Below are 26,436 nucleotides of genomic sequence, written 5' to 3' on the forward strand. Positions count from 1 at the left end.
GGGTCGACCTGCGGTCGCCCGGGATGACGCGGAGGGGGGTGGTAGGGCTCAGAAGAACGCCTGCAGGCCGGTGATCGCGCGGCCGAGGATCAGCGCGTGGACGTCATGCGTGCCCTCGTAGGTGTTCACCGTCTCGAGGTTCGCCGCGTGGCGCATCACCTGATACTCGATCTGGATGCCGTTGCCGCCGTGCATGTCGCGGGCCTGGCGGGCGATGTCGAGCGCCTTGCCGCAATTGTTGCGCTTGACCAGCGAGATCATCTCCGGGGCCATCTTGCCGTCGTCGAGCAGGCGCCCGACGCGCAAGCTACCCTGCAAGCCGAGGGTGATCTCGGTCAGCATGTCCGCGAGCTTCTTCTGGTAGAGCTGCGTCTGGGCCAGCGGCTTGTTGAACTGCTTGCGGTCGAGCCCGTACTGGCGCGCGCGGTGGAAGCAATCCTCGGCGGCACCCATCACGCCCCAGGAGATGCCGTAGCGGGCGCGGTTGAGGCAGCCAAACGGGCCGGAGAGCCCCGAGACGTTCGGCAGCAGGTTCTCTTCGGGAACGATGACGCCGTCCATGACGACCTCGCCGGTGATCGAGGCGCGCAGTGAAAGCTTGCCACCGATCTTCGGCGCGGAGAGGCCCTTCATGCCCTTGTCGAGGATGAAGCCGCGGATCTGGTTGTCATGCGCAGCCGATTTCGCCCAGACGACGAAGACGTCGGCGATCGGCGAGTTCGAGATCCACATCTTGGATCCCGTCAGCTTGTAGCCGTCGGCGACCTTCTCGGCGCGGGTCTTCATGCCGCCAGGGTCGGAGCCGGCATCCGGCTCGGTGAGGCCGAAGCAGCCGACCCATTCGCCGGAGCCCAGCTTCGGCAGGTACTTCTTGCGCTGCTCCTCGCTGCCATAGGCATAGATCGGGTACATTACCAGCGAGGACTGCACCGACATCATCGAGCGGTAGCCGGAGTCGATGCGCTCGACCTCGCGGGCGACGAGCCCGTAGGAGACGTAGTTGGCGCCGGCGCAGCCGTATTCCTCGGGGACGGTGACGCCGAGCAGGCCGAGCTCGCCCATTTCATTGAAGATCGAACGATCGGTCTTCTCGTCGAGATAGGCGTCATGGATGCGGGGAGCGAGCTTCTCCTGCGCATAGGCGCGGGCCGTGTCGCGGATCAGCCGCTCGTCCTCGTTCAGCTGCTCGTCGAGCAGATAGGCATCGTCCCAGGTGAACTTCGCGAGCTTGTGGCTGCCGGCCATGGTGTTCGTCTCCCTTGAACCTGTTGCGATGTCATCCCGGGCGACCGGAGGGAGACCCGGGATCCATTCCTGAACGGTTCAGGCATGGATCCCGGCTCTGCGCTTCGCTCCGGCCGGGATGACGGCGCGGATGTTGTTAGATCCTACCGATCACGCATCCACGTCGAAGCTGACGCCCTGCGCCAGCGGCAGGGTGGTGCCGTAATTCAGCGTGTTGGTGGCGCGGCGCATATAGGCCTTCCAGGCATCCGATCCGGCCTCGCGGCCGCCGCCGGTCTCCTTCTCGCCGCCGAACGCGCCGCCGATCTCGGCGCCCGAAGGGCCGATATTGACGTTGGCGATGCCGCAATCCGAACCCTCGTCCGAGACGAAGAGTTCGGCCTCGCGCATGTTCAGCGTGAAGATCGAGGAGGACAGGCCGGCGCCGACGGCGTTCTGGATCGCGATCGCCTCGTCGATGGACGAGTACTTCATGACATAGAGGATGGGCGCGAAGGTCTCGCGCTCGACCGGGCCGCACTGCCTGGGCATCTCGACCAGCGCAGGGCGGACATAGAAGCCACCAGCGCCGACATCGACTTTCTCGCCGCCATGAACCTTGCCGCCCTCGGCCTTGGCCTCGGAGAGCGCCTTCTGCATGCCCTGATAGGCGGCCTCGTCGACCAGCGGGCCGACCAGCACGCCGGCCTCGCGGGGATCGCCGATCTTCACGGAGCCGTAGACCTTGGCGAGCTTCGGCACGAGCGCGTCATAGACGCTTTCATGCACGATCAGGCGGCGCAGCGTGGTGCAGCGCTGGCCGGCGGTGCCCATCGCCGCGAAGGCGATGCCGCGCAGCGCGAGGTCGAGATCGGCCGAGGGGGCGACGATCGCGGCGTTGTTGCCGCCGAGTTCGAGAATGGCGCGGGCGAAGCGCGCGGCGAGCTTCTGGCCGACTTCCTTGCCCATCCGGGTCGAGCCGGTGGCCGAGACGACCGGGACGCGGTGGTCGGAGACCAGGATGTCGCCGATCTCGCGGCCGCCGACGAGGACTTCCGAGAGGCCGATCGGGGCCTCGGGGCCGAAGCGCTTCATCGTCTTCTCGACGATGGCCTGCACGGCGAGCGCGGTCAGCGGGGTCTTCTCGGAGGGCTTCCAGACGACGCTGTCGCCGCAGACGAAGGCGAGCGCCGCGTTCCAGCACCAGACCGCGACCGGGAAGTTGAAGGCCGAGATCACGCCCACGACGCCGATCGGATGCCAGGTCTCCATCATGCGATGGTTCGGGCGCTCGGTGGCGATGGTCAGGCCGTAGAGCTGGCGCGACAGGCCGACGGCGAAGTCGCAGATGTCGATCATCTCCTGGACCTCGCCGAGGCCCTCGGAGGTGACCTTGCCGGCTTCGAGCGTCACCAGCAGGCCGAGGTCGGTCTTGGCGGCGCGCAGCTCCTCGCCGAGCAGGCGGACGAACTCGCCGCGGCGCGGCGCCGGCACCTTGCGCCAGGCGAGATAGGCGGACTGGGCCCGGCCGATCGCGGCCTCGGCCTCGGCCGGCGAGGTCTCGCGCAGGGTCACGACGGTCTCGCCGGTGATCGGCGAGCCGGCCGAGAGGCCGGCATCGGCATAGGCCGAATCGGCGACGCCAAGGCGCTTGAGCAGGGCGAGCGTGTCTTTCGGCAGGGATGTGGCCATCTTTGTCTTCCAGCGGTCGCGAGCGGGGGCCAAAGGGCGCGTGCCCTAGGGCGCATGACATAAAAGCGCGGTAACCGGAGGCCGCCGCGCTTGAGGCCGGAACAATGCCCTCTTTCATGGCGTGACGGCAACCGATATGTTCTCACCACTTGATGAGAATTTTTCATGGATGATGCGCTCGTTCCCGGCCGCTTGTCGGTGCCCTCGCTCTCCGCGCTCGCCGCCTTCGAGGCGGCGGCCCGGCATGGCAGTTTCACGCGTGCGGCAGAGGAACTGAACCTGACGCAGGGCGCGGTCAGCCGGCAGGTCGCGCATCTCGAAAAGGTGCTCGGCGTCAGCCTGTTCGAGCGGGTCAAGAAGCGTGTCAGCCTGACGGCGGCCGGCGCGGCCTATGCCAATGACATCCGCGACGGCCTGTCCCGGCTCGCGGCGGCGACCGTCTCCGCCATGGCCTTTCGCGGTGCGGCCGGCGTGCTCAATCTCGCGACCCTGCCGACCTTCGGCACGCGCTGGCTGATCCCGCGCCTGCCGCGCTTCACCGAGGCCCATCCCGGCATCACCATCAATTTCACCACGCGGCTCGTACCCTTTGACTTCGCCCGCGAGCCGGTCGATGCCGCCGTGCATTTCGGTGCCGAGAACTGGCCGGGCGCGCGGCTTCACCGTCTGATGGGCGAGGAGGTCGTACCCGTCGCCGCGCCCTCGCTGCTGGCGCGCGCCGGCATCACCGAGGCGGCCGACATGCTGCGGGCGCCGCTGCTCCAGCAATCGACACGGCCCCGCGCCTGGGCGAACTGGCTCGAACAGCAGGGGCTGGCGCCGGAGCGCGCCCTGATGGGGCCGCGCTTCGAGCAGTTCGCCATGATCGCGCAGGCCGCTGTCGCGGGGCTCGGACTTGCGATCGTGCCGCGCTTCCTGGTCGAGGAGGAGTTGCGTTCCGGCGCGCTGGTCATCCCGATCGACCGGCCGGTGACCGGCAAGGAGGGCTACTATCTCGTCTATCCCGAGGAGAAGGCCAATCTGCCGACCGTCATCGCCTTCCGCGACTGGTTGCTCGGGGAATGCGCGCCGTCGGGCTAAGCCGCCTCTCGACAAGCGCCTCGCGCTCGTTCATTCATGCGCGAAATTCACCAACCCGGCTTTCTCATCGAAGCCGGCTGCGCGAGGCCTGCCATGCCGCCCGTCTCCGAAAGCGCCGATGTCGTGATCTGCGGTGGCGCCGCGATCGGCTCCTCCGTCGCCTATCATCTGGCCGCCGATCCCGGCTTCACCGGCAAGGTCGTGGTGATCGAGAAGGACCCGACCTATCGCTTCTCGGCCTCCGCGCTCTCGGCAGCCTCGATCCGCCAGCAGTTCTCCAGCGCGGTGAACATCCGCATCTCGCTCTTCGGTATCGATTTCCTGCGCAATATCGGGAAGCATCTCGCTGTCGATGGCGAGGTTCCGGCGATCGACCTGCATGAGGGCGGCTATCTCTATCTCGCCAGCGAGGCCGGCGCGCCGATCCTCGAGGCCAACCAGAAGCTGCAGGCCACTGAGGGCGCCGATATCGCCCTCTACGACCCGGCGACGCTGAAACAGCGTTTCCCCTGGCTCAGCACCGATGATCTCGCCTGCGGCACCTTCGGCGTCAGCGGCGAGGGCTGGTTCGACGGCTGGGCGCTGCTCCAGGCATTCCGCAAGAAGGCGCGCAGCCTCGGCGTCGAGTACCGGCAGGGCGAGGTTGCCCGCTACGTTACGGACAACGGTCGCGTCACCGCGGTCGAACTCGCCGACGGCAGCCGCATCGCCTGCGGTGCGGTGGTCAATGCCAGCGGCACCCATGGCGCGAAGCTCGCCGCGACGGCTGGCATTTCGATCCCGGTGAAGTCGATGAAGCGCTATGTCTTCTCCTTCACCTGCAAGGGCGATGTCGACGGCTGCCCGCTCCTGATCGATACGACCGGCGCCTGGTGCCGGCAGGAGGGCAAGCGCACGGCGGAAGGCCAGCTCTTCATCGGCAGCTGTTCGCCCCTGACACCCGAGCAGGATGTCGAATGGATCGAGAACGACCCCGCCGCCGAGGATGTCGACTGGGGCTTCTTTGAGGAGGTGGTGTGGCCCTCGCTCGCCACCCGCATCCCGGCCTTCGAGCAGATCAAGCCCGGCCGCGCCTGGGCCGGCCCCTACGACATGTGCGGGCTCGACCATAACGCCATTATCGGCCCGGCGGTGGGGATGCCGAACCTCTACCTCGCCAACGGCTTCTCGGGCCATGGCCTGCAGCAATCGCCAGCGGTCGGACGCGGGCTCGCCGAGCATATCGCGCATGGCCGCTATCGCTCGCTCGACCTTGCCGATCTCGGCCACGAGCGCATCGTTGCGAACCGGCCGCTCAAGGAGGCCAACGTCATCTGACGAGGAGGCCGCCATGGTCGATCCCGCTTTCGTCCAGACTATGGCCCGCTACAATGCCTGGCAGAACCGCAGCTTGATGGCGGCGGCGGACGGATTGACCGACGAGGCGCGCAAGCTCGATCGCGGCGCCTTCTTCAAGTCGATCCACGGCACCTTCAACCATATCCTCTGGGCCGACGAGACCTGGCTCAGCCGCCTCATCGGCAGCGAGAAGCCGTCTGTCGGCGGTCGCGACTCGGCGGTCTATTTCGAGGGCTGGGCGCAGTTCTGCGCGCGGCGCCGCATGCGCGACCAGGCCATTCTCGACTGGGCGGAGACCGTCACGGCAGATTGGCTGCGCGGCACGCTGATCTGGTACTCGGGCGCTGCCGGTCGCGAGATGGGCAAGCCGCGCGCCTTCGCACTGGTCCATTTTTTCAATCACCAGACCCATCATCGCGGCCAGATCCACGCCATGCTCACGGCGGCCGGTGTGAAGCCTGACGATACCGATCTCTTCCTCGTCGACGAACCGCGCTAGGCAGGGTCCGCAGCGGGAGAGGCATTCCGGCGTTTGGAGCGCGGGATCGGCTTGTGAGCCACGATCGGGCGATCATTGATTTCGTCGCCCTCATCGTCTTCCCGATCCGGCGGCACCGCTGCCGTTGCGTTCTGGCTGAGCTTCTGGAACAGGCCGAGCCCGATCAGGGCGAATACGGCGAGCAGCATCAGCAAGCCGGGATAGACGACATCGCCCATCGTTTCGCGCGAGGTCTTGGCGATCAGCACCAGCGATTCCAGCGAAAGCGCCACGATCATGATCGACATGAACTTGGTCAGCGATCCCCGCGCCTCGGCCGGGCGGCGCATCTCGCGGTCGGCGATGACCTCCTCCTCGAACAGGAATTTCCCGACATCGGCGACCGCCACCGCGATGATCACGAGGCCGATCCCGTCGAGCATCGTGTCGAGCGCGCCCTCGCCGGTCCAGAAGCCCTGCGACGTCCGCCAGACCGCGACGCCGATCAGCACGATCGAAGCACCCAGCAGCGCGAAGGCGATGACCGTGTAGAGAACCCGGCTGAACAGCGTCATGTCTTCCCCCATCCGCTTGCAGGCGACAACCGCCGGCGAAGCGGCGGGTTCCGTCGCGGCAATGCCGAGAGTACGCGGCGCAGCAACGGCTTGCATGGCCGTTCCCACGATGCAGCCGATTGCCGGCTATCGCGATCCATGGTCCAAGCGCTGAGTTCCGCCGGAGCGCTTCACATGCCCGAGACGACGACCCTCATCACCTTCTCGCTGATCGCGCTCGGCATGGTGCTGACGCCCGGCCCAAACATGATCTACCTGATTTCGCGCTCGATCGCGCAGGGCAGGGGCGCCGGCCTGATTTCGCTCGGCGGCGTGATTCTCGGCTTCTTCGTCTACATGTTCTGCGCCGCCTTCGGCATCACGGCGCTGCTCTTCACCGTGCCCTATGCCTATGACGTGCTCAGGCTCGGCGGCGCGGCCTATCTGCTCTGGCTCGCCTGGCAGGCGGTGCGGCCGGGCGGCAGCTCGCCCTTCCATGTCCGCGATTTGCCCCATGACGGGCCGCGCAAGCTCTTCGCCATGGGCTTCCTGACCAGCCTGCTCAATCCGAAGATCGCGATGTTCTATCTCGCGCTGCTGCCGCAGTTCATCGATCCGGCCGCCGGCAACGTGCTGACCCAGTCGGTCGTGCTCGGCTTCGTCCAGATCGCGATCAGCGGCGGCGTCAACGCCCTCATCGCGACGGCCGCCGGCAGCATCGCGCTGTTCTTGCGGACGCGACCCTTCTGGTCGTTGGTACAGCGCTGGATCATGGGGACGGTGCTCGCCGGCTTTGCGCTGCGGATGGCGATGGAATCGCGGCGCTAGCAAGTCCGGATGTCGACCCTCGAAACCGCATCGGAAGCCCCTCGACCGAGCCTGCAGGACCTGTTCACCGGCTTCCTCAAGATCGGGTTGATGGGCTTCGGCGGCGTCGGGCCGATCGCGCGCCATATCATCGTCACCGAGCGCAACTGGCTCGACGATCGCGGCTATGCCGAATTGATGGGCATCTGCCAGGCGCTGCCCGGCGCCAACACGGTCAATGCGGCGGTGATGCTCGGCGACCGCTTCAGGGGCGGGATCGGTGCCCTGACCTGCGTCTTCGCGCTGATGGCGATGCCGCTCCTTTGCCTCGTCGGGCTCGCCAATGTCTATGGCGCGGTCTCCGGCCACCCGCTGGCACAGATCGCGTTGACCGGCGCGGCTGCCAGTGCCGCCGGGCTCATTCTTGGAACGGCGCTACGGCTGCTGACCAAGGCCGGCCTCGCGCGCTGGGCCTGGGTCATGGCTGCGGCCGCCTTCGTCGCGGTCGGCCTGCTGCGGCTGCCCATGCTGCCGACCCTGCTGGTGCTGGTGCCGCTCGGTCTGGCCGCGGCGACGCTGGGAGCAAGGCGAGTCTGATGGAGCGCAGCGTCTTCTTCCAGCTGATCGTCACCTCCGGCACGATCTCGCTGATGGCGATCGGCGGCGCCAATGCGGTGGTGCCGGAAATCCATCGCCAGGTCGTCGAGATCCTCGGCTGGATGGATGCGCCGACCTTCGCGCGTCTCTTCGCCATCGCGCAGACGGCGCCCGGCCCCAACATCATGCTCGGCAGCATCATCGGCTGGCATGTCGCCGGAACAGTCGGCCTCCTGGTCGCGACGACCGCGCTGCTGCTGCCCTCTTGCCTGCTGGCGCTTGCCTCCAGCCGCGGGCTGCAGCGCTTCGGCGGGCATCGCGTAGTTCGGACCATGACGCTGGCGCTGGTGCCGATCGCGCTCGGCCTGATGCTCGCGAGCGGCGTGGTCGCGACGCTGGCTGCCGATGCCGGTCTCGTCGGCTATGCGATCACGGCCGCGACGGCGCTGGTGACCTATCGTTCCAAGGTCAATCCGCTGGTGCCGATGGCGAGCGGGACGCTCGCCTATGTTCTCGCCTGGTCTGTCGGTATCGCCTGAGCGCGAAGGGCGGCACCGGGTCGTGCATTCGGGGGATGGCATGACGCTGCCCCCCGCCATCATGCTAACATTTCCCAACGTCACTCCGGTGCGTTGTCAGGGAGGTCGGCACCCCCTTGCTCTCGCGGATGGCGTTCCTTGTCCTCATGCTGCCGATGCTCGGCATGCCGGCAGCCATGGCCCAGAAGGCCGGGACGGTGGCGCTCTGCAAGGATGATCGCACGGAGAAGGGGCTCGCCGCTTTTCCGAGGCAGGTCCATCTGATCAAAATCCGCGCGCGTGCGCGGCTGGCGCGCCGCGAATTGCCGGAGGCGCTCGCTGATGCCCAGGTGGTCGCCGAGGCTCAACCGCGCTTCGGCCGCACCAATGCCGAGCGGGCCGCGCTGAACCTGCGCTCCGACAATCCTGCCGCCCTGACCGATATCGCCATGGCCTTGCGGATCGAGCCGAACGAGCCGCGCTGGCAGAGCCTCGCCGCCCGGATCAATCTCGCTACCGGCGATGCCGCAGCGGCGGAACGCTTCGTCACCGCCGCGCCCGCCGCGCCCTCGCCGGAAGCGGACCTGCTGCTGCGTACAAAAGCGAGGCTCGGGCGTTTCACTGATGCGGCGGCGGATGCGACGGCGCGGCTTGCGGCTGCGCCCGCCGATGCCGAGGCCCTGCTGTTGCGAAGCGACGCCCGGCTCGGCCAGGGCGACGCGACTGCTGCGCTCGCTGATGTCGAGACGGCACTTGGGACGGGGGCAAACGACCGCGCCTTCTGCTTGGGCGGGCGGAGCAGAAGGCTAAATTGGGCGATGTGCCGGGCGCTATCGGCGCCTTCGAGGCAGCAGCGGCGAGACCCGAAGCCGCGCTCCAGGCCAACAAGCGGCTGGGCGATTTCTATACTGGGATCGCCTCAGATCAATTGGCGCTCGGCTACTATGCAAAGGCGCTGGAGCAGCCGGCAAGGGCTCCTTCCGACGAAGCCACACGCGATGCTGCCCGCACCGCCCGCGATGTCCTGATCAGGCGCATGGCCGCGCCGAAATAGGCTTTCGGTCGAGGCATGCGCGGCATGAATGGCATGGCCGTCGCCTCCCGCCATTGCCGGCTGTCGCAATGGCGATAAGCTCACCCGCATTGTCCCATCCGGAACGAATGCGAGTGAAACGATGAGCGCCCTGACCCCCGAGGAGAAGAAGGTCACCGAGTGGCTGGCGAGCCGCAAGGAAGGCATGGTCGCGCTGCTGCGCGAACTGGTCGACACCGACTCGGGCTCCTACGACAAGGCTGGTGTCGATCGCGCCGGTGAGGTCGTCGCGCGCTTCCACAAGGCGAACGGCCTCAAGGTCGAGATCGTGCCGGATAGCCGCTTCGGCGACGCCGTTCGGGCGCGCCTGCCCAACCCGGCGGCCAACGACCAGCGCCCGGTCATGCTGCTCGGCCATCGCGACACCGTCTTCCCGCAGGGCGAGCCGACGCGCCGGCCCTTCACCATCAAGGGCGGCCGCGCCTATGGCCCGGGCGTCGCCGACATGAAGGCGGGCGTGATGATCTCGGCCTTCGTCGCCGCGGCTTTCGCCGAATGCGGCGGCCTCGCCGCGCCACTCCTCATGCTGACGACCAGCGACGAGGAGATCGGCTCGCCATCCTCTCGCCCGGTCATCGAGGCTGCCGCACGTGAGTCGCGCTGCGTCTTCAATGCCGAGCCCAGCCGCCTGCCGGCCGGCACCGATTTCGCGAAGGACCAGAAGCAGTCGGTTACCAGCGGCCGCAAGGGTGGAGTCTTCATGCGGGCCGAGTTCACCGGCAAGCCGGCCCATTCCGGCGCGAACTACGAGAAAGGCGCCTCGGCCATTGTCGATCTCGGCCACAAGATCCCGAAGCTGCAGGGTCTGACCGATCTGGAGAAGGGCATCACCGTCAATGTCGGCCTGATCGGCGGCGGCCAGACCGTCAACACCATCGCGCCCAGCGCCTGGTGCGAGATCGACCTGCGCTATGTCACCGCCGCCCAGCGCGACGAGATGGTCGGCAAGATCAAGGCGATCGTCGAAGCGCCCGAGGTGGCCGGCACCAGCGCCGCACTCTCGATCAAGGGCGAGTTCCTGCCGCTGGAGCGCTCCTCGGATTCGGCTGCGCTCTACGAAACCTATCGCGATGCGGCAGCCGCCTTCGGCATCGGCGTTACCGCGGAATTCACCGGCGGCTGCGCCGATTCCGGCTTCACCGCCGCGCAGGGCACCCCGACCTTGTGCAGCGTCGGCCCGATCGGCGGCATGGCCCATACCCCGGACGAATTCCTCGAGGTCGAGAGCATCGTCCCGGCGGCGCAGGTGCTCGCGCTGGCGGTGATGCGCGCAGCTGCGAAGGTGGAGTGAGGGCAGACTGCTTTTGCCGGGCACGCCATATCCCCTCTCCCCTTGCGGGAGAGGGTTAGGGTGAGGGGTCTCGCGACGCCGATCGTGAGCCGAACATCCTACTGGCAAGTTCGGCGCGATCCCTCATCCGTCGGCGCTTCGCGCTGCCACCTTCTCCCGCAAGGGGAGAAGGGCGGGTGCCCTCGGACCTCAGAACGCCTCTTCCCAGTCGCGGCTCAACCGCATCGCGCAGTTGATGAGGCCGACATGCGAATAGGTCTGCGGGAAATTCCCCCAGAGCTCGCCGGTCTTCAGGTCGGCATCCTCCGAGAGCAGGCCGAAGCTGTTGCGTCGCTGCAGGATGCGTCCGAACAGCTCCTTCGCCTCCTCGCTGCGCCCGATCGCGTTGAGCGCATCGACATACCAGAAGGCGCAGATCAGGAAGCCGGTATGCATGTAGCCGAAATCGTCCTGCGTGGCGTAGCGCAGCAGTAGGTCGCCGCGCTTCAGATCGCGGCCGATCGCCTCGACGGTCGCGACGAAGCGGGCATCGTCCGGCTTGACGAAGCCGAGCTCGGCCAGCAGCAGCAGGGTGGCGTCGAGGTCTTCTCCGCCGAAGGTCGAGACGAAATGCCCCTTCGTCTCGTTCCAGATCTGCTCGGCGATGGTGGCCTTCAGGCGCTTGGCCTCACCCTTCCAGAATTCCTTGCGGTCGGCGCGTCCGAGCGTGCCGGCGATGCGGGCAAGCCGGTCGCAGGCCGTCCAGCACATTACGCTGGAGAAGGAATGCACGGCCTCCTTCTCGCGCAGTTCCCAGGGGCCGGCATCGGGCTTGTCGAAATAGGCGATGGCGAGTTCGCCCATGCGTTCGAGCTGTCCGAACAAGGCCTCCTTGCCCGGCTGAATCAGGCGCCGGTCGAAGAAGGAATGTGTCGCCGCCAGCACGACCGCTCCGTAGCCATCGTTCTGGATCTGCGTCGCCGCACCGTTGCCGAATCGCACCGGCTTGTGTCCGCGATAGCCTGACAGGTTGCGGGCCTCGAACTCGGTGAGCGAGCCGCCGCGCGTGATCGGATAGAGCGGCGGCAGGTGCTCGGCGCCGCTTTCGGAGAAGGTGTCGACGATATTGGTGATGAAGCCGAGATAATCCTCCATCGTCCGCGTCGTGCCGAGTCGGTTCAGCGCATGGACGACGAAATAGGCGTCGCGCAGCCAGCAATAGCGATAATCCCAGTTGCGCTGCGTCCCCGGCGCTTCCGGGATCGAGGTCGTGAGTGCCGCGACGATCGCGCCGGTCTCCTCGAAGGAACAGAGCTTCAGCGTGATTGCGGCCCGGATCACCTCCTTCTGGTACTCGAAGGGGATCGAGAGCGAGCGCACCCAGTCGCGCCAGTAATCGGTGGTCTTGTCGAGGAATTCGCGCGAGGTCGTCTCGATCTCGGCGCGCAACGCCTCGTCCGAGCCGATGAAGAAGGAATAGGATTGGTCGACGGCGAAGGGCGTGCCTTCGACGACATAGGAGAGCGGCGCATTGGTCGTCAGCCGGATCGTCTGATCGGCGCCGACATAGCGGACATGGTTGGAGCCGCGCGTGATCTCGTCGGGCTCCTCGCCGATGCCGAGACAAGGCTTGACCAGTACGCGGATGCGCGGCCGGCCGGAGACGCGGCGGACGCGGCGCACCAGCTGCGGCGGCCGGAAGAAGCGCTCGTAGCGCACGAAGCGCGGCGCGAAATCGAGGATCTCGATCGCATTGCCCTGATCGTCGGAGAGCACGGAGGAGAGGATCGCGGTGTTGTCGAGATAGCCCTGCTCGCAACGGGTCATGCCGACGAGTTCGATGCCGAAGAACCCCTTTTCAGGCTCGTCGTCGCCGTCTTCGCCCCGGTTGTCGATCAGCGAGCAGAACACAGGGTCGCGGTCGAAGCGCGGGAAGCAGCCCCAGACGATGCGGGCGCGGCGGTCGATGAGAGCGGCGATCGAGCAATTGCCGATCACGCCGAGGTCGAGCGAGGCGGAGTGATGCCCCGCGGTCGAGGTCGTAACGGTCATGGTCGGTCAGTCCTGCTTGAAGCTGGCAGCGGAAAGATGGCCGCTTTCGGCGGCTTCGAGAAGGATGTGCCGGAGCGCTGTCGGTGAGGCGAGCCGGCAGGTGGCATGGCTCTCGCGATCCGCGCCGATGCGCACGGAGACGCCGCCCATCGCATTGACGGCCTCGAACCCGCCCTCGTCGGTGATGTCGTCGCCGATGAAGACCGGCTGGCGGCCGGCATAGGTCGGCGTCGCCATCAGCCAGGCGATGGCGCTGCCCTTGCTGGCGCCGGCCGGCACGAGTTCCGCGACGGCCTTGCCTTCCTGCAGGCGCATGCCCGGCCCCATCCGCGCGGCGATGCCACGGATCAAGGCCAGGGCCTCTTCCTCCAGCGCGGGGGCCAGGCGCCAGTGCAGCGCGACGGAGATGCGCTTGTCCTCGACGATGATGCCGACATGGCTGTTGGCGAAGCGGACGAGATCGCGCAGCGCCGCTCGCATGCCTTCATGGGTGTCGGCCTGCGAGCGGATTTCGCCGTCGACGCGGATCTGGGCGCCGTGCAGTCCGGCGATGTCGAAGCGGTGCGGGGCCAGCATCTCGTCGAGAAAGCCGATCGGGCGCCCCGAGACGAGCGCCAGCGCGCCGCCGAGCTGCGCGCGCAGCACGGTCAGTGCCGGAGCCACCCGCCGGTCGAGATGGACATCCTCCGGCGAGGGGGCGATTTCCACCAGCGTTCCGTCAAAGTCGAGGAACAGAGCGATTTCGCGATCCGCGGAATCGATCTCGTGAGAGCCTGTGGCGATGTGAGGTTCGATCAAGGTCGTCATCATCTCGTATTTGGGCAGAGAAGGAGGCAGAAGAGCGGCCGCGCAGCCAGGGATATCCTTTCCTGTCTTATCGAATGGTCGTCGCCGTGTCGAAAATTGGGGTCGAGGGGTTGTCTCGATCTGTCGAAAGCCTACCATGGTTGTCACGATTTCACCGCACGGCTGCCATCGCGCTGCCATGTGACCGCGTCCGCACCACGGAAACATTACGCTTTCGGAAGCGTTCTGTTCCTGCCGCCGATGGCGAAATGCGGGCGGCCCCTGTCGGAGAATGCTCGTCCATGCGCCTTGTCGTCGTTTCCAACCGGGTCACGATTCCCGATCGTCATGAAAAGGTGATGGCAGGCGGACTGGCAGTCGCCTTGCGCGAGGCGCTGGAGCAGCGGGGCGGCCTGTGGTTCGGCTGGAGCGGGGCTGTGAGCGAGGGGGCTCCGACGCAGATCCGGCAGGTCGAACACGGCAATGTCACCTATGCCGTGACCGATCTCAGCGAGGCCGAGCGCCAGAGCTATTATCTCGGTTTCTCGAACCGGGCGCTCTGGCCGCTGATGCATTACCGGCTCGGCCTCACCGAGTTCCAGCGCAGCGATTACACGGGCTATCTCGGCGTCAACCGCCGCTTCGCCCGTGCGCTCGCAGGGCTGATCAAGCCCGACGACCTCATCTGGATCCACGATTACCACCTGATCCCGCTGGCGGCGGAGCTGCGCCGGCGCGGCATCACCAACCGGATCGGCTATTTCCATCACATCCCCTGGCCGGCGGCCGATGTCATCGGCGCCTTGCCCTTCAGCGCGACCCTGATCCGCACCATGGCCGCCTATGACCTCGTCGGCATGCAGACCGAAGGCGACGCCCGCAACCTGATCGGCGGGCTGGTTTCGCTCTGCGGCGCCCGCTCGGACGGACAACGCGTCAAGCTGGGCACGCGTGAGACTTCCGTGCAGACCTTTCCGATCGGAATCGATGTCGAGGGCTTCCGCAAGCTCGCTGCCGCTTCCGTGCGCCAGGCGGCGACACCCTTGCGCGCTACGCGGGAATCGCTCGGCGAACGCAAGCTCGTCATCGGCGTCGACCGGCTCGATTATTCCAAGGGCATCGTGCAGCGCCTGGAAGCCTTCGGGGAGTTCCTGCGCGACCATCCCGAGGAGCGTGGCCGCGTCAGCCTGTTGCAGATCGCACCGCCCTCGCGCAGCGATGTCCCGGAATATGCCGATCTCGACCGTCAATCCGACGAGGTTGCCGGGCGCCTCAACGCCCAGCTCGGCGAGTTCGACTGGACGCCGATCCGCGTGGTCAAGAAGGCCTATTCGCGCAAGGCGCTGGCCGGCTTCTATCGCCGGGCCCAGGTCGGGTTGGTTACGCCGATGCGCGACGGCATGAATCTCGTCGCCAAGGAATACATCGCGGCGCAGGACCCGGCCGATCCCGGCGTGCTCGTGCTCTCGCGCTTTGCCGGCGCCGCCCAGCAGATGGGCGAGGCGCTGATCGTCAATCCCTTCGATTCCCATGAGGTGGCGGAGGCGATCCGCACCGCGCTCGCCATGCCGAAGACCGAGCGCATCCGCCGCTTCGAGCGCCTCTATGCCGTCATCGCCGCGACCGATATCGACTGGTGGACGCGCCAATATCTCGCGGCATTGGCGGGAGAGGGCGCAGCCAGCGACGCTGCGGCCGTCGAGGGAACACGCAAGGAGCCGCGCCCCGGCGCGCGGCGGGCCTCCCGGAACGAGGCATCGGCCGCGTCATCGGCGCCTCCGGAAGCCGGTGTACGCAAGATGTCGGCAGGATCGCGCCGGAAGCGGAGCGCTGCGACAGGCTCTCATCTCGCCCTGGTGCGACGTTGAGACTTGGCACTTGGGTCAGGAAAACGACCGAATTCTTGGGGTGATGCTGCGTGTCCCATTCGCGGCCCTTGCCGAATAAGGTCTTTGGTCGCTAGAAGGCAGCAGGGTCGGAGCGGGCGACTCAGGTCTGGACAGGCATCGTATCGTCGATGGCTGAGGAGGCGGGCGGAGGGCTGAGATCGATGCGAGGCGCTCTCGGAGGACCGGGCGTTCTGTTGCGCCGTCTCCGCGAGGTCATGGCGGCTTCGATCAGCCCGCAGGAGCGGCTGGACCGGCTCGTCGTGCTGATCGCCGGCAATCTCGTCGCCGAAGTCTGCTCGGTCTACGTCCTGCGCGAGGACGGCTCGCTTGAACTCTACGCCACCGAAGGCCTCAACCGCGAGGCGGTCCACCTCACCACCATGCGAGCTGGCGAGGGCCTCGTCGGCCTGATCGCGAGCGAGGCCGAGCCGCTGGCGCTGTCGGATGCGCAGGCGCATCCCTCCTTCTCCTACCGTCCGGAGACGGGCGAAGAGGTCTATCGCTCCTTCCTCGGTGTGCCGATCCTGCGCGGCGGCGCTGTGATGGGCGTGCTCGTCATCCAGAACCGGGCGACGCGGCTCTACTCCGAAGACGAGATCGAGACGCTCCAGACCACCGCCATGCTGATGGCGGAGATGATCGCGGCCGGCGGCCTGAAGTCGCTGGCGGCGCCGGGCGCCTCGATCGGCCTCGACCGGCCGATCCACGGGGTCGGCGTGGCGCTGGCCGATGGCGTCGGCCTCGGCCATGTCGTGCTGCACGAGCCGCGCGTCGCGATCACCAATCTCATCGCCGAGAATCCGGCGGCCGAGGTCGGCCGTCTCGAAGCCGCGATCGGCGAGATGCGCGCCTCGATCGACGAGCTGGTCGAGCGCGGCGACGTCGCCCATACCGGCGAGCATCGCGACGTGCTCGAGACCTTCCGCATGTTCGCCCACGACCAGGGCTGGCTGCGCCGCATGCGCGAGGTCGTGCTGACGGGCCTCACCGCCGAGGCGGCGGTCGAGCGCGTCCAGTCCGACACGCGCGCCAAGATGCTGCGCCAGACCGACCCCTATCTGCGCGAGCGGCTGCATGATCTCGACGATCTCGCCAACCGTCTGCTGCGCACGCTGGTCGGCAAGGCGAACGGCGTCGCCCGCGAGAACCTGCCGGAGAACGCCATCCTCGTCGCCCGCTCGATGGGGCCGGCGGCGCTGCTGGACTACGACCGCGCCCATCTGCGCGGGCTCGTGCTGGAAGAGGGCGGGCCGACCAGCCATATCGCCATCGTCGCGCGCGCGCTCGGCATTCCCGCCGTCGGCGAGGTCGTCAACGCGACGGCGCTGGTCGAGGCGGGCGATGCCATCATCGTCGACGGTCAGGCCGGCGAAGTGCAAATCCGCCCGCAGCCCGACGTCGAGAACGCCTACAAGGACAAGGCTCGGCTGCGCGCCCGCAAGCAGAAGCAGTACCAGAAGCTCAAGGAGCTTCCGGCGATCACCCGCGACGGGGTCGACATCACCTTGCAGATCAATGCGGGCCTGATCGTCGACATGCCGAATATCGAGGCGACCGCCGCCTACGGCATCGGCCTGTTCCGCACCGAATTGCAGTTCATGGTGGCGCAGCACATGCCGACCACCGCCGAGCAGCAGGCGCTCTATGCTGCCGTTCTGGAGGCCGCGGCGGAATTGCCCGTCACCTTCCGCACGCTCGATATCGGCGGCGACAAGGTGCTGCCCTACATGGAGCGGGTCGAGGAGGAAAACCCGGCGCTCGGCTGGCGCGCGATCCGCATCGGCCTCGACAAGCCGCGGCTGCTGCGGGCGCAGGTGCGTGCGATGTTGCGGGCCGGCGCCGGCCGCGACCTCAAGATCATGCTGCCGATGGTCGCGACCACCGAGGAATTCCGCCGCGCCCGCATGATCATCCGCCGCGAGCAGGTGATGCTGGAGAAGCAGGGCGTCACGCCGCCGCGCGACCTGCGCGTCGGGGTCATGGTCGAAGTGCCCTCGCTGCTCTTCGAATTGCCCGAGATCGCCCGCGAGGCCGATTTCCTCTCGATCGGCACCAACGACCTCATGCAGTTCCTCTTCGCCGCCGATCGCGAGAACAAGCGCGTCGCCGATCGCTTCGATCCGCTCGGCGTCGGCCCGCTTCGCGCCCTCCGGCGCATCATCGAGGCGGCGGCCGAGACCGGCTGCCCTGTCACCGTCTGCGGCGAGATGGGTGGCAAGCCGCTGGAGACGATGGCCCTGATCGGGCTGGGCTATCGCGGCTTCTCGATGTCGGCGGCCTCGATCGGGCCGGTGAAGGCGATGCTGCGCGCGCTCGATACGGGCAAGCTGCGCGAGCGCATGGACTGGATGCTCGCCTCGCCGGAAGGTGCCACCAGTCTGCGCTCGCAGCTCGCTGCCTTCGCGACCGAGTTCAAGGTCCCGGTCTAGCGACGCTCAAGCTTGCCGTCCGCTGCCGCTTTTCCCTTTCGTTTCACGAGTTCATTGAATGTCCCTCCAGCTTCCCCAGGATCGTCTCGACGTCATCGTGGCGCGCCATGCCGCCGCGACCGACGAGATCAACCATGCGACCGAGGCGGCGCGCACCGTCGAGCTCGCCAAGGAACTGGCGGAGCTCGATCCGGTGGTCGCGGCTATCGCCTCCTGGCGGCAGGCGCAGGTCTCGCTGGAAGAAGCGGAGGCTCTGATCGCCGACCCCGCGACCGATGCCGAATTCCGCGACCTCGCCTATGAGGAGCGCGACACGGCCCGCGCCGAGATCGAGGCGCGCGCCCGCGAGATCCTCGTGGCCCTGCTGCCGAAGGATGCCGCCGATGAGCGCGGCGTCATCCTCGAGATCCGGGCGGGCACCGGCGGCGACGAGGCCTCGCTCTTCGCCGGCGACCTCCTGCGCATGTACCAGCGCCATGCCGCCCAGAAGGGCTGGAGCGTCGATATCCTCTCCGAGAGCGAGGGGACGATGGGGGGCTACAAGGAGGTCATCGCCGAAATCAACGGCCGCGGCGTCTATGCCAGGCTCAAATTCGAATCCGGCGTCCACCGCGTCCAGCGCGTGCCGGATACCGAGGCGAGCGGGCGTATCCACACCTCCGCCGCGACGGTCGCGACGCTGCCGCTGGCCACCGATGTCGACATTGTCCTCAACGAGGCCGATATCCGCACCGACACGTTGCGCTCGGGCGGTGCCGGCGGCCAGCACGTCAACAAGACGGAATCGGCGGTGCGCCTCACCCATATCCCGACCAATACCGTCGTGCTGGTCCAGGACGAGCGCTCCCAACACAAGAACAAGGCGCGCGCCTACGAGCTGCTGCGCGCCAAGCTCTTCGACATGGAGCGCCTGCGCATCGATTCCGAGCGCTCGGCGGACCGGCGTTCGCAGGTCGGGTCGGGCGATCGCTCGGAGCGAATCCGCACCTATAATTTCCCGCAAGGGCGCGTCACCGACCACCGGATCAACCTGACGCTCTACAAACTCGACGAGATGATGCAGGGTCTCGTTCTCGATGAGATCATCGACGCGCTGACCGCCGAGCATCAGGCGAAGCTGCTGGCGGCCGAGGGTATGGCGTGAGGCGGGCGCGATGAAACCAAAAGCCCCGTCCCGCGTTGATCAGGTATCGACACCAGCGAAGGGGGGACCCTCTCATGATCAAGATGTTCTCGACGATGGCGGTGACCGGGCTGATGGCGCTGGCGATGAGCGGCGTCTCGCAGGCTCAGGAGCGCACCTTCCGCAAGATGACCTCGGGTCAGCCGGCGGCGCTGCAGGGCGCGATGACGCAGTCTCAGGCGCGCAAGGCGTGCCAGATGGAGATGGGCAGGACCCGCGAAAGCAAGGCCGCGATCAACAAGAAGATGAAGACCTGCATGGACCTGAAGATGAACGGCAACTAGCCGCCGCTTCGGGGATTGCTGAGCCCGCCATGGGCTTCGCTGGAAACGCACGAGGGGAGGGCGCCGTGCCGACCGTCAGGGAGGCGCGGCGTCGCCTTGCGCAGAGACTCCTGCGCGCTGGCTCGCCCAGTCCCGGTCTCGATGCGCGATTGCTGGTCGAAGGCAGTCTGGGCGCTGAAAACCCGGACCCGGATCTGTTTCTGCCCGGCGAAGCTCTGACGCGGCTGGAAGCGTTCGCTGTGCGCCGCGTCGCCGGCGAGCCGGTCTGGCGCATCCTCGGCGAACGCGAATTCTGGGGGCTGCCTTTCCGCCTCTCGCCGGCAACGCTGGAACCGCGCCCCGATAGCGAGACGATCGTCGAGACGGCTCTTGCCCAGCTCGCCGGGCGTCGCGAGGAGGCGCTGAAGCTGCTCGATCTCGGGACCGGCACCGGTTGCCTGCTGATCGCGCTCCTCAGTGAGTTGCCGCAGGCGCAGGGTCTCGGCATCGACCTGTCCGAAGAGGCCTGCCGGACGGCCGCCGGCAACGCCGCTCTCAATGGCGTCGATGGCCGGGCGATGTTCCGGCAAGGCAGCTGGACGGAGGGGTTGACCGGCCCCTTCGACCTCATCGTCTCGAACCCGCCCTATATCCCATCGGCCGAGATCGCGACGCTGTCCGTCGAAGTCCGTGAGCACGACCCCCTGCTTGCTCTCGATGGCGGTGCTGACGGGCTCGGTCCCTACCGTCTGTTCGCGTCATCTCTCCCGCCCTTGCTCGCGCCCGGCGGCATCATCGTCTTCGAGATCGGAGCAGGGCAGGGGCCGGATGTCGTGGCACTGATGCGGCAGGGCGGCTTCGAATTCCGCGGCAGCCGCAACGATCTGGGGGGGCATGAGCGGGCGTTGATCTTCACGCTCGCTTGATAATGCACAGGCTTTTGGTCGATTTCGCTTGGAGAAGCAGCCAAAAGCAGCTATGCAGCATCCAGCCGAAGCTGGTGGCGTCAGAGCCGGGCCTCTGGGCAGTTCCCGATCGTACAGGATTTGCTCGAGTTCGGCATCGTTTGCAGGCGTGTTCCTGAAGCGGTGCAGCTGACAACCGGATGGAGCCCCGAAGGCGCGTGGCGCCGATCGGCTCATGGGGTTGAAACCCCTTTTTGGAAAAGAGCGCGTGAAGACCAGGAACGGCGTATCGCCCCTTCAGGTCACCTTCGTCCGACACAGCGTCGCAACCCGCTGTGCATCGCAGCGCGCATGACGGCACCACGGTTGCTTTGAACACAGAAGCGCGAGACAGACGCGAATGAGACCAGGTCAGAACCGGCGTATGCGCGGCCGCAACAATAGCGGCGGCGGCAACAACAACGGCAATCGCAAATCTCCGAACCCGTTGCAGCGTAGCTACGAGTCCAACGGTCCGGACGTCAAGGTTCGCGGTACGGCGCAACATGTCGCCGAGAAGTACCTGCAGCTCGCGCGGGATGCTCAGTCTTCGGGCGATACCGTCGCTGCCGAGAGCTATTTCCAGTACGCCGAGCATTACTACCGCATCCTGCTTGCGGCGCAGGAGCAGATGGCTCAGCAGTTTGGCCATTCCTTCCCGCCGAATCGCGCCTTCGTCGAAGATGCGGACGAGGGCGAGGAAGAGGGCGACGAGGACGGTCAGTCCTTCCAGCCCGGCACCGGTCCGCAGCCGGAGATGCGCGCCAACGGCTATCCCAACAACAATGGCTATAACGGCCATGGCGGCGGCCAGCGCCCCGAGGGCGAGGGCGGCGACGGCCAGCAGCAGGGCGGCCAGCGCTTCGACCGCAACAACCGTCGCGAGCGTTTCAACAACGATCGCAACAACAATAACAACGAGCGCCGTTTCGATCGTCAGGATCGTGGCGAGCGTCGCTTCGACCGTAACGCCGAAGGCGGCCAGGGCGCTCCCGGCGGCTATGCGCCGCGCCCCGATGCCCCGCGTTCCGACATCCCGGTCAGCGAAGGCGGCGCCGTTGAGGCTGCTCCCGAGCAGGCTCAGGGTGAACCGCGTCGCCTCGAGCGCCCGGAGCGTACCGAACGGAGTGAGCGTCCGCAGCGCGAGCGCCGTCCGCGCCGTGAGCGCGAGGTCGAGGCCGATGCCGGCGATGACGTCGCCGCCGCGCTGCCGTCCTTCCTGACCAACCCCGTGCGTGTCCCCGCGCCGGAGCCGGTTGAGGCCCCCACCGAGCCGGTTGCCGCTCCGGCGGACCCGGCTGCGGATGACGCTGCGCCGAAGCGCACCCGTCGTCCCCGCTCGCCCCGCGAGGTCATGGACGCGCTGGGCTCGGAGACGGATAACTCGGCCGAGTAATCCGTCTCCGACATCAGGCATTGGATATGGAAAAGGGCCCTCTCGGGCCCTTTTTCTTTATCTGCGCGGATCAGGCGATGCCAAGTTCGACCGGCGCATCCGCCACGGCCAGGCTGTCGCCCTCGACCAGGGCGCCGTCCGCGAGGATGCGGCAATAGATCCCGCAATCGACATGGCCGTAGTTCTTCATCAGCGCCTTCGGGATCTGCATGTCGCGCGCGCCGGTGTCGGGGTCGACATTGGTCGCCGCGCAGCGCTCGATCCGCTTGATCACCTGCAGGCGCAGGCCGCCGGGGCCCGTGAGCTCGCGGTCGACGAGGTCGTTCTCGGCCCAGGGTGCGAGCCCGCTGACCATCAGGTTGCCGCGGAAGCGCAGCGGATCGACCGGCTGCCCGAGGCGCCCTTCGAGATCGGCGACGCTGGCGAGGTTGATGATCGAGACGAAGCCGGAGCGCGAATCGGTGAAACGATAGGTCGGGGGCGCCGTCAGCAGCTTCGGCTCGCCGCGCAATTCCTCGGGCATGAAGCCGGAGAAGAAGCTGGTAATCGCGGCATGGCCCTCGTCGCTGGCGGTCGCCGCGCGCAGCACCTCCTGCCCGCCCTCATGAATGACGAGATCGCCGCTGGCATCGTCATAGCGGGTCTTCAGCCGCGCCAGCGACTCGTTGCGCATCAGCATCAGGTACTTGATCTTGGGCTGGTGCACGGGCTCGGCCGCATCGAAGCCGGAGGGGCCGTTCTCGATGGCGAAGAGCCGGTCGCCCGGGAAGAAGCCACCGGCCGGCAATGCCGCCCGCTTCAGCCGTTCCGGCGAGAGGCCCTTCACGGGGTAGCGGTAGAGCGTTTCGATGCGCATGGTGGATCTCGTTCAGGCAAGGTCGCGGACCATAGCCTTGTCGGCCGGTCCTGACAGATCAAATCTTGTATCTGTTTCGATCAATCGGATGCGTCGTCTTCGCCGTCGCTGACCGAACGCTGACAGCCCCAGCCGGCGAGAATGGCGTCGGTGTCACCCGCGACGAAGAAGCGGGCGGCATCGCGGTCGTAACCCTCGCCCAGCAGGCGCTCGTAATCGGTATGGACGTGTCGAACATGGCTACCCAGCGCGAGCCAGAGCGCCGTCGAGGGCGGAAGGTCCTTCATGTGGCGCCGCTCCGCCAGCGTCACCACGGCCTCGGCGTCGGAGAGCGGAATGCCCGGCGCCAGCGCCCTCAACGCTTTCCGAATCGCCTGCTGTCGCTTGGTCCCGGCCATGCCCGATCTGCGCCTGCGGCTTGCGCCAGGTCAATTCTGGGCCAAGCCTCTTCCGTTGCGTGAAAGCCACACTATCTTGGAGAGCGAGGGGCGGCCCATTGCGGCGCTCCATCTTGATGAAAGGGCAGCAGGTTCACGTTGCTACGGGGCGTGGCCCGCGGGCGGAGATAGCTGAATGAATATCGAGAAATATACGGATCGGGCGAAGGGTTTCCTCCAGGCGGCACAGACGATCGCCTTGCGGGAAGGGAACCAGCAGTTCACTCCCGAACATCTTCTGAAGGCCTTGCTCGACGACAATGAAGGCATGGCGGCCGGTCTGATCGACCGGGCGGGCGGCCAGTCGCGCGTCGCGCTGCAGCTTGTCGACCAGGCCTTGGCCAAGCTGCCGAAGGTCTCGGGCGGTTCGGGCGGCCTCAACCTGACGCCGGGTCTCGCTCGCGTCTTCGACACCGCCGAGAAGGCGGCCGAGAAGGCCAGCGACTCGTTCGTCACGGTCGAGCGGCTCTTGCTCGCGCTCGCGGTCGAGAAGGACAGCGAGGCCGGTAAGGCCCTGTCGAAGGCCGGCGTGACGCCGCAGGCGCTGAACGCTGCGATCGAGGCGATCCGCAAGGGCCGCACCGCCGATTCGGCTAGCGCCGAGCAGGCCTATGACGCGCTGAAGAAATACGCCCGCGACCTCACCGCCGCGGCGCGTGAGGGCAAGCTCGACCCGGTCATCGGCCGCGACGAGGAGATCCGCCGCACGATCCAGGTGCTGTCGCGCCGGACCAAGAACAACCCGGTCCTGATCGGTGAGCCCGGCGTCGGCAAGACCGCCATCGCCGAAGGCCTCGCGCTGCGCATCGTCAATGGCGACGTGCCCGAGAGTCTGAAGGACAAGGAATTGCTCGCGCTCGACATGGGCTCGCTCATCGCCGGCGCGAAATATCGCGGCGAGTTCGAGGAGCGGCTGAAGGCTGTGCTGACCGAGGTCTCGTCCTCGGATGGCGGCGTCATCCTGTTCATCGACGAGATGCATACCCTCGTCGGCGCCGGCAAGACCGACGGCGCGATGGATGCGTCGAACCTGCTGAAGCCCGCTCTGGCGCGCGGCGAACTGCACTGCGTTGGCGCGACCACGCTCGACGAGTACCGCAAATATGTCGAGAAGGACGCGGCTTTGGCGCGGCGCTTCCAGCCCGTCTTCGTCGAGGAGCCGACGGTCGAGGACACCATCTCGATCCTGCGCGGCCTGAAGGAAAAGTACGAGCAGCATCACCGCGTCCGCATCACTGACTCGGCGCTGGTCTCGGCTGCGACCCTGTCGAACCGCTACATCACCGACCGCTTCCTGCCGGACAAGGCGATCGATCTCGTCGACGAGGCCGGGGCACGCCTGCGCATGCAGGTTGATTCCAAGCCCGAGGAGCTGGATTCGATCGATCGCGAGATCGTCCGTCTCAAGATCGAGCAGGAGGCGCTCAAGAAGGAGAGCGATGCCGGCTCGAAGGAGCGGCTGAAGCGACTTGAATCCGAACTGGCCGACCTCGAGACGCGCTCCGACACCATCACCACCAAGTGGAAGGCCGAGAAGGACAAGCTGGGCGCAGCCGCGGAGATCAAGACCAAGCTCGACAACGCTCGCAACGAGCTCGCCCAGGCGCAGCGCAAGGGCGAGTACCAGCGCGCGGGCGAGCTCGCCTATGGCGAGATCCCTGGGCTTGAGAAGCGTCTGGCCGAGATCGAGGAGAAGGGCGACGATGCCGGCATGGTCGAGGAGGCGGTGACGCCTGATCACGTCGCCGCCGTCGTCTCCCGCTGGACCGGCGTGCCGGTCGACCGGATGCTCGAAGGCGAGAAGGAGAAGCTGCTCCGCATGGAGGAGGTTCTCGGTGCTCGCGTCGTCGGGCAGAAGGAAGCGGTGGAGGCGGTCTCGACCGCGGTCCGTCGCGCCCGTGCCGGCCTTCAGGACCCGAACCGTCCGATCGGCTCGTTCATGTTCCTCGGCCCCACAGGCGTCGGCAAGACCGAGCTGACCAAGGCGCTGGCCTCGTTCCTGTTCGACGACGACACCGCGCTCGTGCGCATCGACATGTCCGAGTACATGGAGAAGCACTCGGTCGCCCGACTGATCGGCGCGCCTCCCGGCTATGTCGGCTATGAGGAGGGCGGGGCGCTGACGGAAGCCGTGCGGCGCCGGCCCTATCAGGTCGTGCTGTTCGACGAGGTTGAGAAGGCGCATCCGGACGTGTTCAACGTCCTGCTGCAGGTGCTCGACGACGGCCGCCTGACCGATGGCCAGGGCCGCACCGTCGATTTCCGCAACGTGCTGATCATCATGACCTCGAATCTCGGTTCGGAGTTCCTGGTGAACCAGCCCGAGGGGCAGGACAGCGACGCGGTTCGCGACGAGGTCATGGGCGTGGTCCGCCACGCCTTCCGACCCGAGTTCCTGAACCGGATCGACGACATCATCCTGTTCCATCGCCTCAGGCGGAAGGACATGGACGCGATCGTCGATATCCAGATGGCCCGGCTGCAGAAGCTGCTGACCGACCGCAAGATCACGCTCGAGCTCTCGAAGGAGGCGCGCGAGTGGCTGGCGGACAAGGGTTACGACCCGGCCTATGGCGCGCGCCCGCTGAAGCGCGTGATCCAGAAGTCGGTGCAGGACCCGCTGGCCGAGGCGATCCTCGCGGGCGACATCGTCGATGGCGAGGATGTGCCGATCACCGTCGGCCCGGGTTCGCTGATGCTGGGGGCCGTTCCCGGCGTGAAGGAGAAGCGGCCGGCTGGCGTGGCGTTGAACTGATAGTTGGGAGCGCCGCCTTCGGGCGGCGCTTTTTCGTCATGGTCGGGCTTGTCCCGACCATCCACGTCTTCGCATGTCGAGGACGGTGTTCAAGGCGTGGATGCTCGCCACAAGGGCGAGCATGACGGGTCAGTCCCTCACCCCCGCTTGAGCAGAAATACCGCCTGCGCGCCGAACAGGTTCCAGAACCACCAGGGCGCGTTGACACCGACCCGTCCGCCGGCGGCGTCGAGCGCCACCGCACGCTCCTTCTTGGCGCCGATCTGGTCGCAAAGCGCCACGAAGTCCCGGATCGTGCAGAAATGGATGTTGGGCGTGTCCCACCAGGCATAGGGCAGGGAGTCGGTCACCGGCATCCGCCCCTGGAAGAATACCTGCGAGCGCATCCGCCAATGCCCGAAATTCGGGAAGGAGACGATGGCGTGCCGGCCGATGCGCAGCATCTGCTCCAGAACGAGGCGCGGATTGCGCGTCGCCTGGATCGTCTGGGAGAGGATGACGTAGTCGAATGAGTCGTCCGGGTAGTCGCCGAGGTCGGTATCAGCGTCACCCTGGATCACTGAAAGCCCGCGTGCGACGCAATCGGCCACGCCTTCGCGGGAAAGTTCGATGCCCCGCGCGTCGACCTGACGGCTCTCGGCCAGCAGCGCGAGCAGGGCGCCGTCGCCGCAGCCGACATCGAGCACGCGCGTGCCGGGCTGCACCATCTCGGCGACGAGCCGGAGGTCGATGCGGTTGGTCTGGTTTGTGTCGGGGAGGGTCATGGTAGGCAGCTCGTCATGCTCAGGCTCGCCC

At 67.0% G+C, this 26,436-nt stretch carries 23 protein-coding genes; 15 read left to right on the forward strand and 8 right to left on the reverse strand.

What is annotated here, in order from left to right; genetic code table 11:
* Window positions 1–48: 48 nt before the first annotated feature.
* Together ACODTJ_RS01225 and amaB are read right to left on the reverse strand one after the other, a co-directional pair.
* A complete protein-coding gene (locus ACODTJ_RS01225; protein WP_454658072.1) occupies window positions 49–1,245 on the reverse strand; it encodes an acyl-CoA dehydrogenase in 1,197 nt (398 codons plus the stop codon).
* Between the two features lie 150 nt (window positions 1,246–1,395).
* Window positions 1,396–2,916, reverse strand: a complete 1,521-nt coding sequence (gene amaB / locus ACODTJ_RS01230) for an L-piperidine-6-carboxylate dehydrogenase (RefSeq protein WP_454658071.1) — start codon at window positions 2,914–2,916, stop codon at window positions 1,396–1,398.
* 165 nt (window positions 2,917–3,081) lie between these two features.
* Between amaB and ACODTJ_RS01235 the strand changes: the two genes are divergently transcribed.
* The 3 genes from ACODTJ_RS01235 to ACODTJ_RS01245 all read left to right on the forward strand — a co-directional run bounded on the left by ACODTJ_RS01235 (window position 3,082) and on the right by ACODTJ_RS01245 (window position 5,833).
* Window positions 3,082–3,996, forward strand: coding sequence for a LysR family transcriptional regulator (locus ACODTJ_RS01235; protein ID WP_454658070.1), 915 nt, complete (start codon window positions 3,082–3,084; stop codon window positions 3,994–3,996).
* Window positions 3,997–4,089: 93 nt separating this feature from the next.
* Window positions 4,090–5,313 carry an NAD(P)/FAD-dependent oxidoreductase gene (locus ACODTJ_RS01240; RefSeq protein WP_454658069.1) on the forward strand — a complete coding sequence of 408 codons (1,224 nt, stop codon included), beginning with the start codon at window positions 4,090–4,092 and terminating at the stop codon, window positions 5,311–5,313.
* A gap of 13 nt (window positions 5,314–5,326) precedes the next feature.
* Window positions 5,327–5,833, forward strand: coding sequence for a DinB family protein (locus ACODTJ_RS01245; protein ID WP_454658068.1), 507 nt, complete (start codon window positions 5,327–5,329; stop codon window positions 5,831–5,833).
* Here the strand turns inward: ACODTJ_RS01245 and ACODTJ_RS01250 are convergent.
* Window positions 5,830–6,483: a GNAT family acetyltransferase gene (locus ACODTJ_RS01250; RefSeq protein WP_454658067.1), complete on the reverse strand. Its 654-nt coding sequence runs from the start codon at window positions 6,481–6,483 to the stop codon at window positions 5,830–5,832. The genes ACODTJ_RS01245 and ACODTJ_RS01250 overlap by 4 nt on opposite strands.
* 78 nt (window positions 6,484–6,561) lie before the next feature.
* On the opposite strand from ACODTJ_RS01250, the gene ACODTJ_RS01255 reads away from it, so the two are divergent.
* From ACODTJ_RS01255 to ACODTJ_RS01275, 5 genes are all read left to right on the forward strand, one after another.
* On the forward strand, window positions 6,562–7,194 hold the full coding sequence (locus tag ACODTJ_RS01255) for a LysE family translocator (RefSeq protein ID WP_454658066.1): 633 nt from the start codon (window positions 6,562–6,564) through the stop codon (window positions 7,192–7,194).
* Window positions 7,195–7,203: 9 nt separating this feature from the next.
* The gene (locus tag ACODTJ_RS01260) at window positions 7,204–7,770 is read left to right on the forward strand and encodes a chromate transporter (RefSeq protein WP_454658065.1); all 567 of its coding nucleotides are present in this window, start codon (window positions 7,204–7,206) and stop codon (window positions 7,768–7,770) included.
* On the forward strand, window positions 7,770–8,309 hold the full coding sequence (locus ACODTJ_RS01265; RefSeq protein ID WP_488847419.1) for a chromate transporter: 540 nt from the start codon (window positions 7,770–7,772) through the stop codon (window positions 8,307–8,309). Before ACODTJ_RS01260 ends, ACODTJ_RS01265 begins: the two co-directional genes overlap by 1 nt.
* Window positions 8,310–8,437: 128 nt before the next feature.
* The gene (locus tag ACODTJ_RS01270; RefSeq protein WP_454658063.1) at window positions 8,438–9,316 is read left to right on the forward strand and encodes a hypothetical protein; all 879 of its coding nucleotides are present in this window, start codon (window positions 8,438–8,440) and stop codon (window positions 9,314–9,316) included.
* A gap of 147 nt (window positions 9,317–9,463) precedes the next feature.
* A complete protein-coding gene (locus ACODTJ_RS01275; RefSeq protein WP_454658062.1) occupies window positions 9,464–10,672 on the forward strand; it encodes a M20 family metallopeptidase in 1,209 nt (402 codons plus the stop codon).
* Window positions 10,673–10,861: 189 nt separating this feature from the next.
* On the opposite strand, the gene ACODTJ_RS01280 is transcribed toward ACODTJ_RS01275, so the two are convergent.
* Window positions 10,862–12,703 (reverse strand): glycoside hydrolase family 15 protein, encoded by a 1,842-nt coding sequence (locus ACODTJ_RS01280; RefSeq protein ID WP_454658061.1) that lies wholly within the window; start codon window positions 12,701–12,703, stop codon window positions 10,862–10,864.
* Between the two features lie 6 nt (window positions 12,704–12,709).
* A complete protein-coding gene (gene otsB, locus ACODTJ_RS01285) occupies window positions 12,710–13,501 on the reverse strand; it encodes a trehalose-phosphatase (protein WP_488847423.1) in 792 nt (263 codons plus the stop codon).
* A 290-nt stretch (window positions 13,502–13,791) separates the two neighbouring features.
* Here otsB and ACODTJ_RS01290 point away from each other — a divergent pair, with 290 nt between their 5' ends.
* The 6 genes from ACODTJ_RS01290 (at window position 13,792) to ACODTJ_RS01315 (ending at window position 21,593) form a co-directional block, all read left to right on the forward strand.
* The gene (locus tag ACODTJ_RS01290; protein WP_488847425.1) at window positions 13,792–15,357 is read left to right on the forward strand and encodes an alpha,alpha-trehalose-phosphate synthase (UDP-forming); all 1,566 of its coding nucleotides are present in this window, start codon (window positions 13,792–13,794) and stop codon (window positions 15,355–15,357) included.
* A gap of 182 nt (window positions 15,358–15,539) precedes the next feature.
* Window positions 15,540–17,807: a phosphoenolpyruvate--protein phosphotransferase gene (gene ptsP, locus ACODTJ_RS01295; protein WP_488847426.1), complete on the forward strand. Its 2,268-nt coding sequence runs from the start codon at window positions 15,540–15,542 to the stop codon at window positions 17,805–17,807.
* 58 nt (window positions 17,808–17,865) lie between these two features.
* A complete protein-coding gene (gene prfA, locus ACODTJ_RS01300; RefSeq protein WP_454658057.1) occupies window positions 17,866–18,951 on the forward strand; it encodes a peptide chain release factor 1 in 1,086 nt (361 codons plus the stop codon).
* A gap of 74 nt (window positions 18,952–19,025) precedes the next feature.
* Window positions 19,026–19,274, forward strand: coding sequence for a hypothetical protein (locus ACODTJ_RS01305; RefSeq protein ID WP_454658056.1), 249 nt, complete (start codon window positions 19,026–19,028; stop codon window positions 19,272–19,274).
* Between the two features lie 65 nt (window positions 19,275–19,339).
* Window positions 19,340–20,179 (forward strand): peptide chain release factor N(5)-glutamine methyltransferase, encoded by an 840-nt coding sequence (prmC, locus tag ACODTJ_RS01310; RefSeq protein WP_454658055.1) that lies wholly within the window; start codon window positions 19,340–19,342, stop codon window positions 20,177–20,179.
* Window positions 20,180–20,582: 403 nt separating this feature from the next.
* Window positions 20,583–21,593, forward strand: a complete 1,011-nt coding sequence (locus ACODTJ_RS01315) for a DUF4167 domain-containing protein (protein WP_488847431.1) — start codon at window positions 20,583–20,585, stop codon at window positions 21,591–21,593.
* Window positions 21,594–21,663: 70 nt separating this feature from the next.
* Here ACODTJ_RS01315 and ACODTJ_RS01320 read toward each other — a convergent pair whose 3' ends face one another.
* Entirely contained in the window at window positions 21,664–22,449 is a 786-nt protein-coding gene (locus ACODTJ_RS01320) for an MOSC domain-containing protein (RefSeq protein WP_454658053.1), read from the reverse strand.
* Window positions 22,450–22,529: 80 nt separating this feature from the next.
* Entirely contained in the window at window positions 22,530–22,847 is a 318-nt protein-coding gene (locus tag ACODTJ_RS01325) for a DUF2293 domain-containing protein (RefSeq protein WP_454658052.1), read from the reverse strand.
* Window positions 22,848–23,022: 175 nt separating this feature from the next.
* Between ACODTJ_RS01325 and clpB the strand changes: the two genes are divergently transcribed.
* The gene (gene clpB, locus ACODTJ_RS01330) at window positions 23,023–25,641 is read left to right on the forward strand and encodes an ATP-dependent chaperone ClpB (protein WP_454658051.1); all 2,619 of its coding nucleotides are present in this window, start codon (window positions 23,023–23,025) and stop codon (window positions 25,639–25,641) included.
* Between the two features lie 137 nt (window positions 25,642–25,778).
* Here the strand turns inward: clpB and metW are convergent, their stop codons facing one another.
* Window positions 25,779–26,405 (reverse strand): methionine biosynthesis protein MetW, encoded by a 627-nt coding sequence (gene metW / locus ACODTJ_RS01335; RefSeq protein ID WP_454658050.1) that lies wholly within the window; start codon window positions 26,403–26,405, stop codon window positions 25,779–25,781.
* Window positions 26,406–26,436: the final 31 nt, after the last annotated feature.

This window comes from Allobosea sp. FG18, from assembly GCF_057809495.1.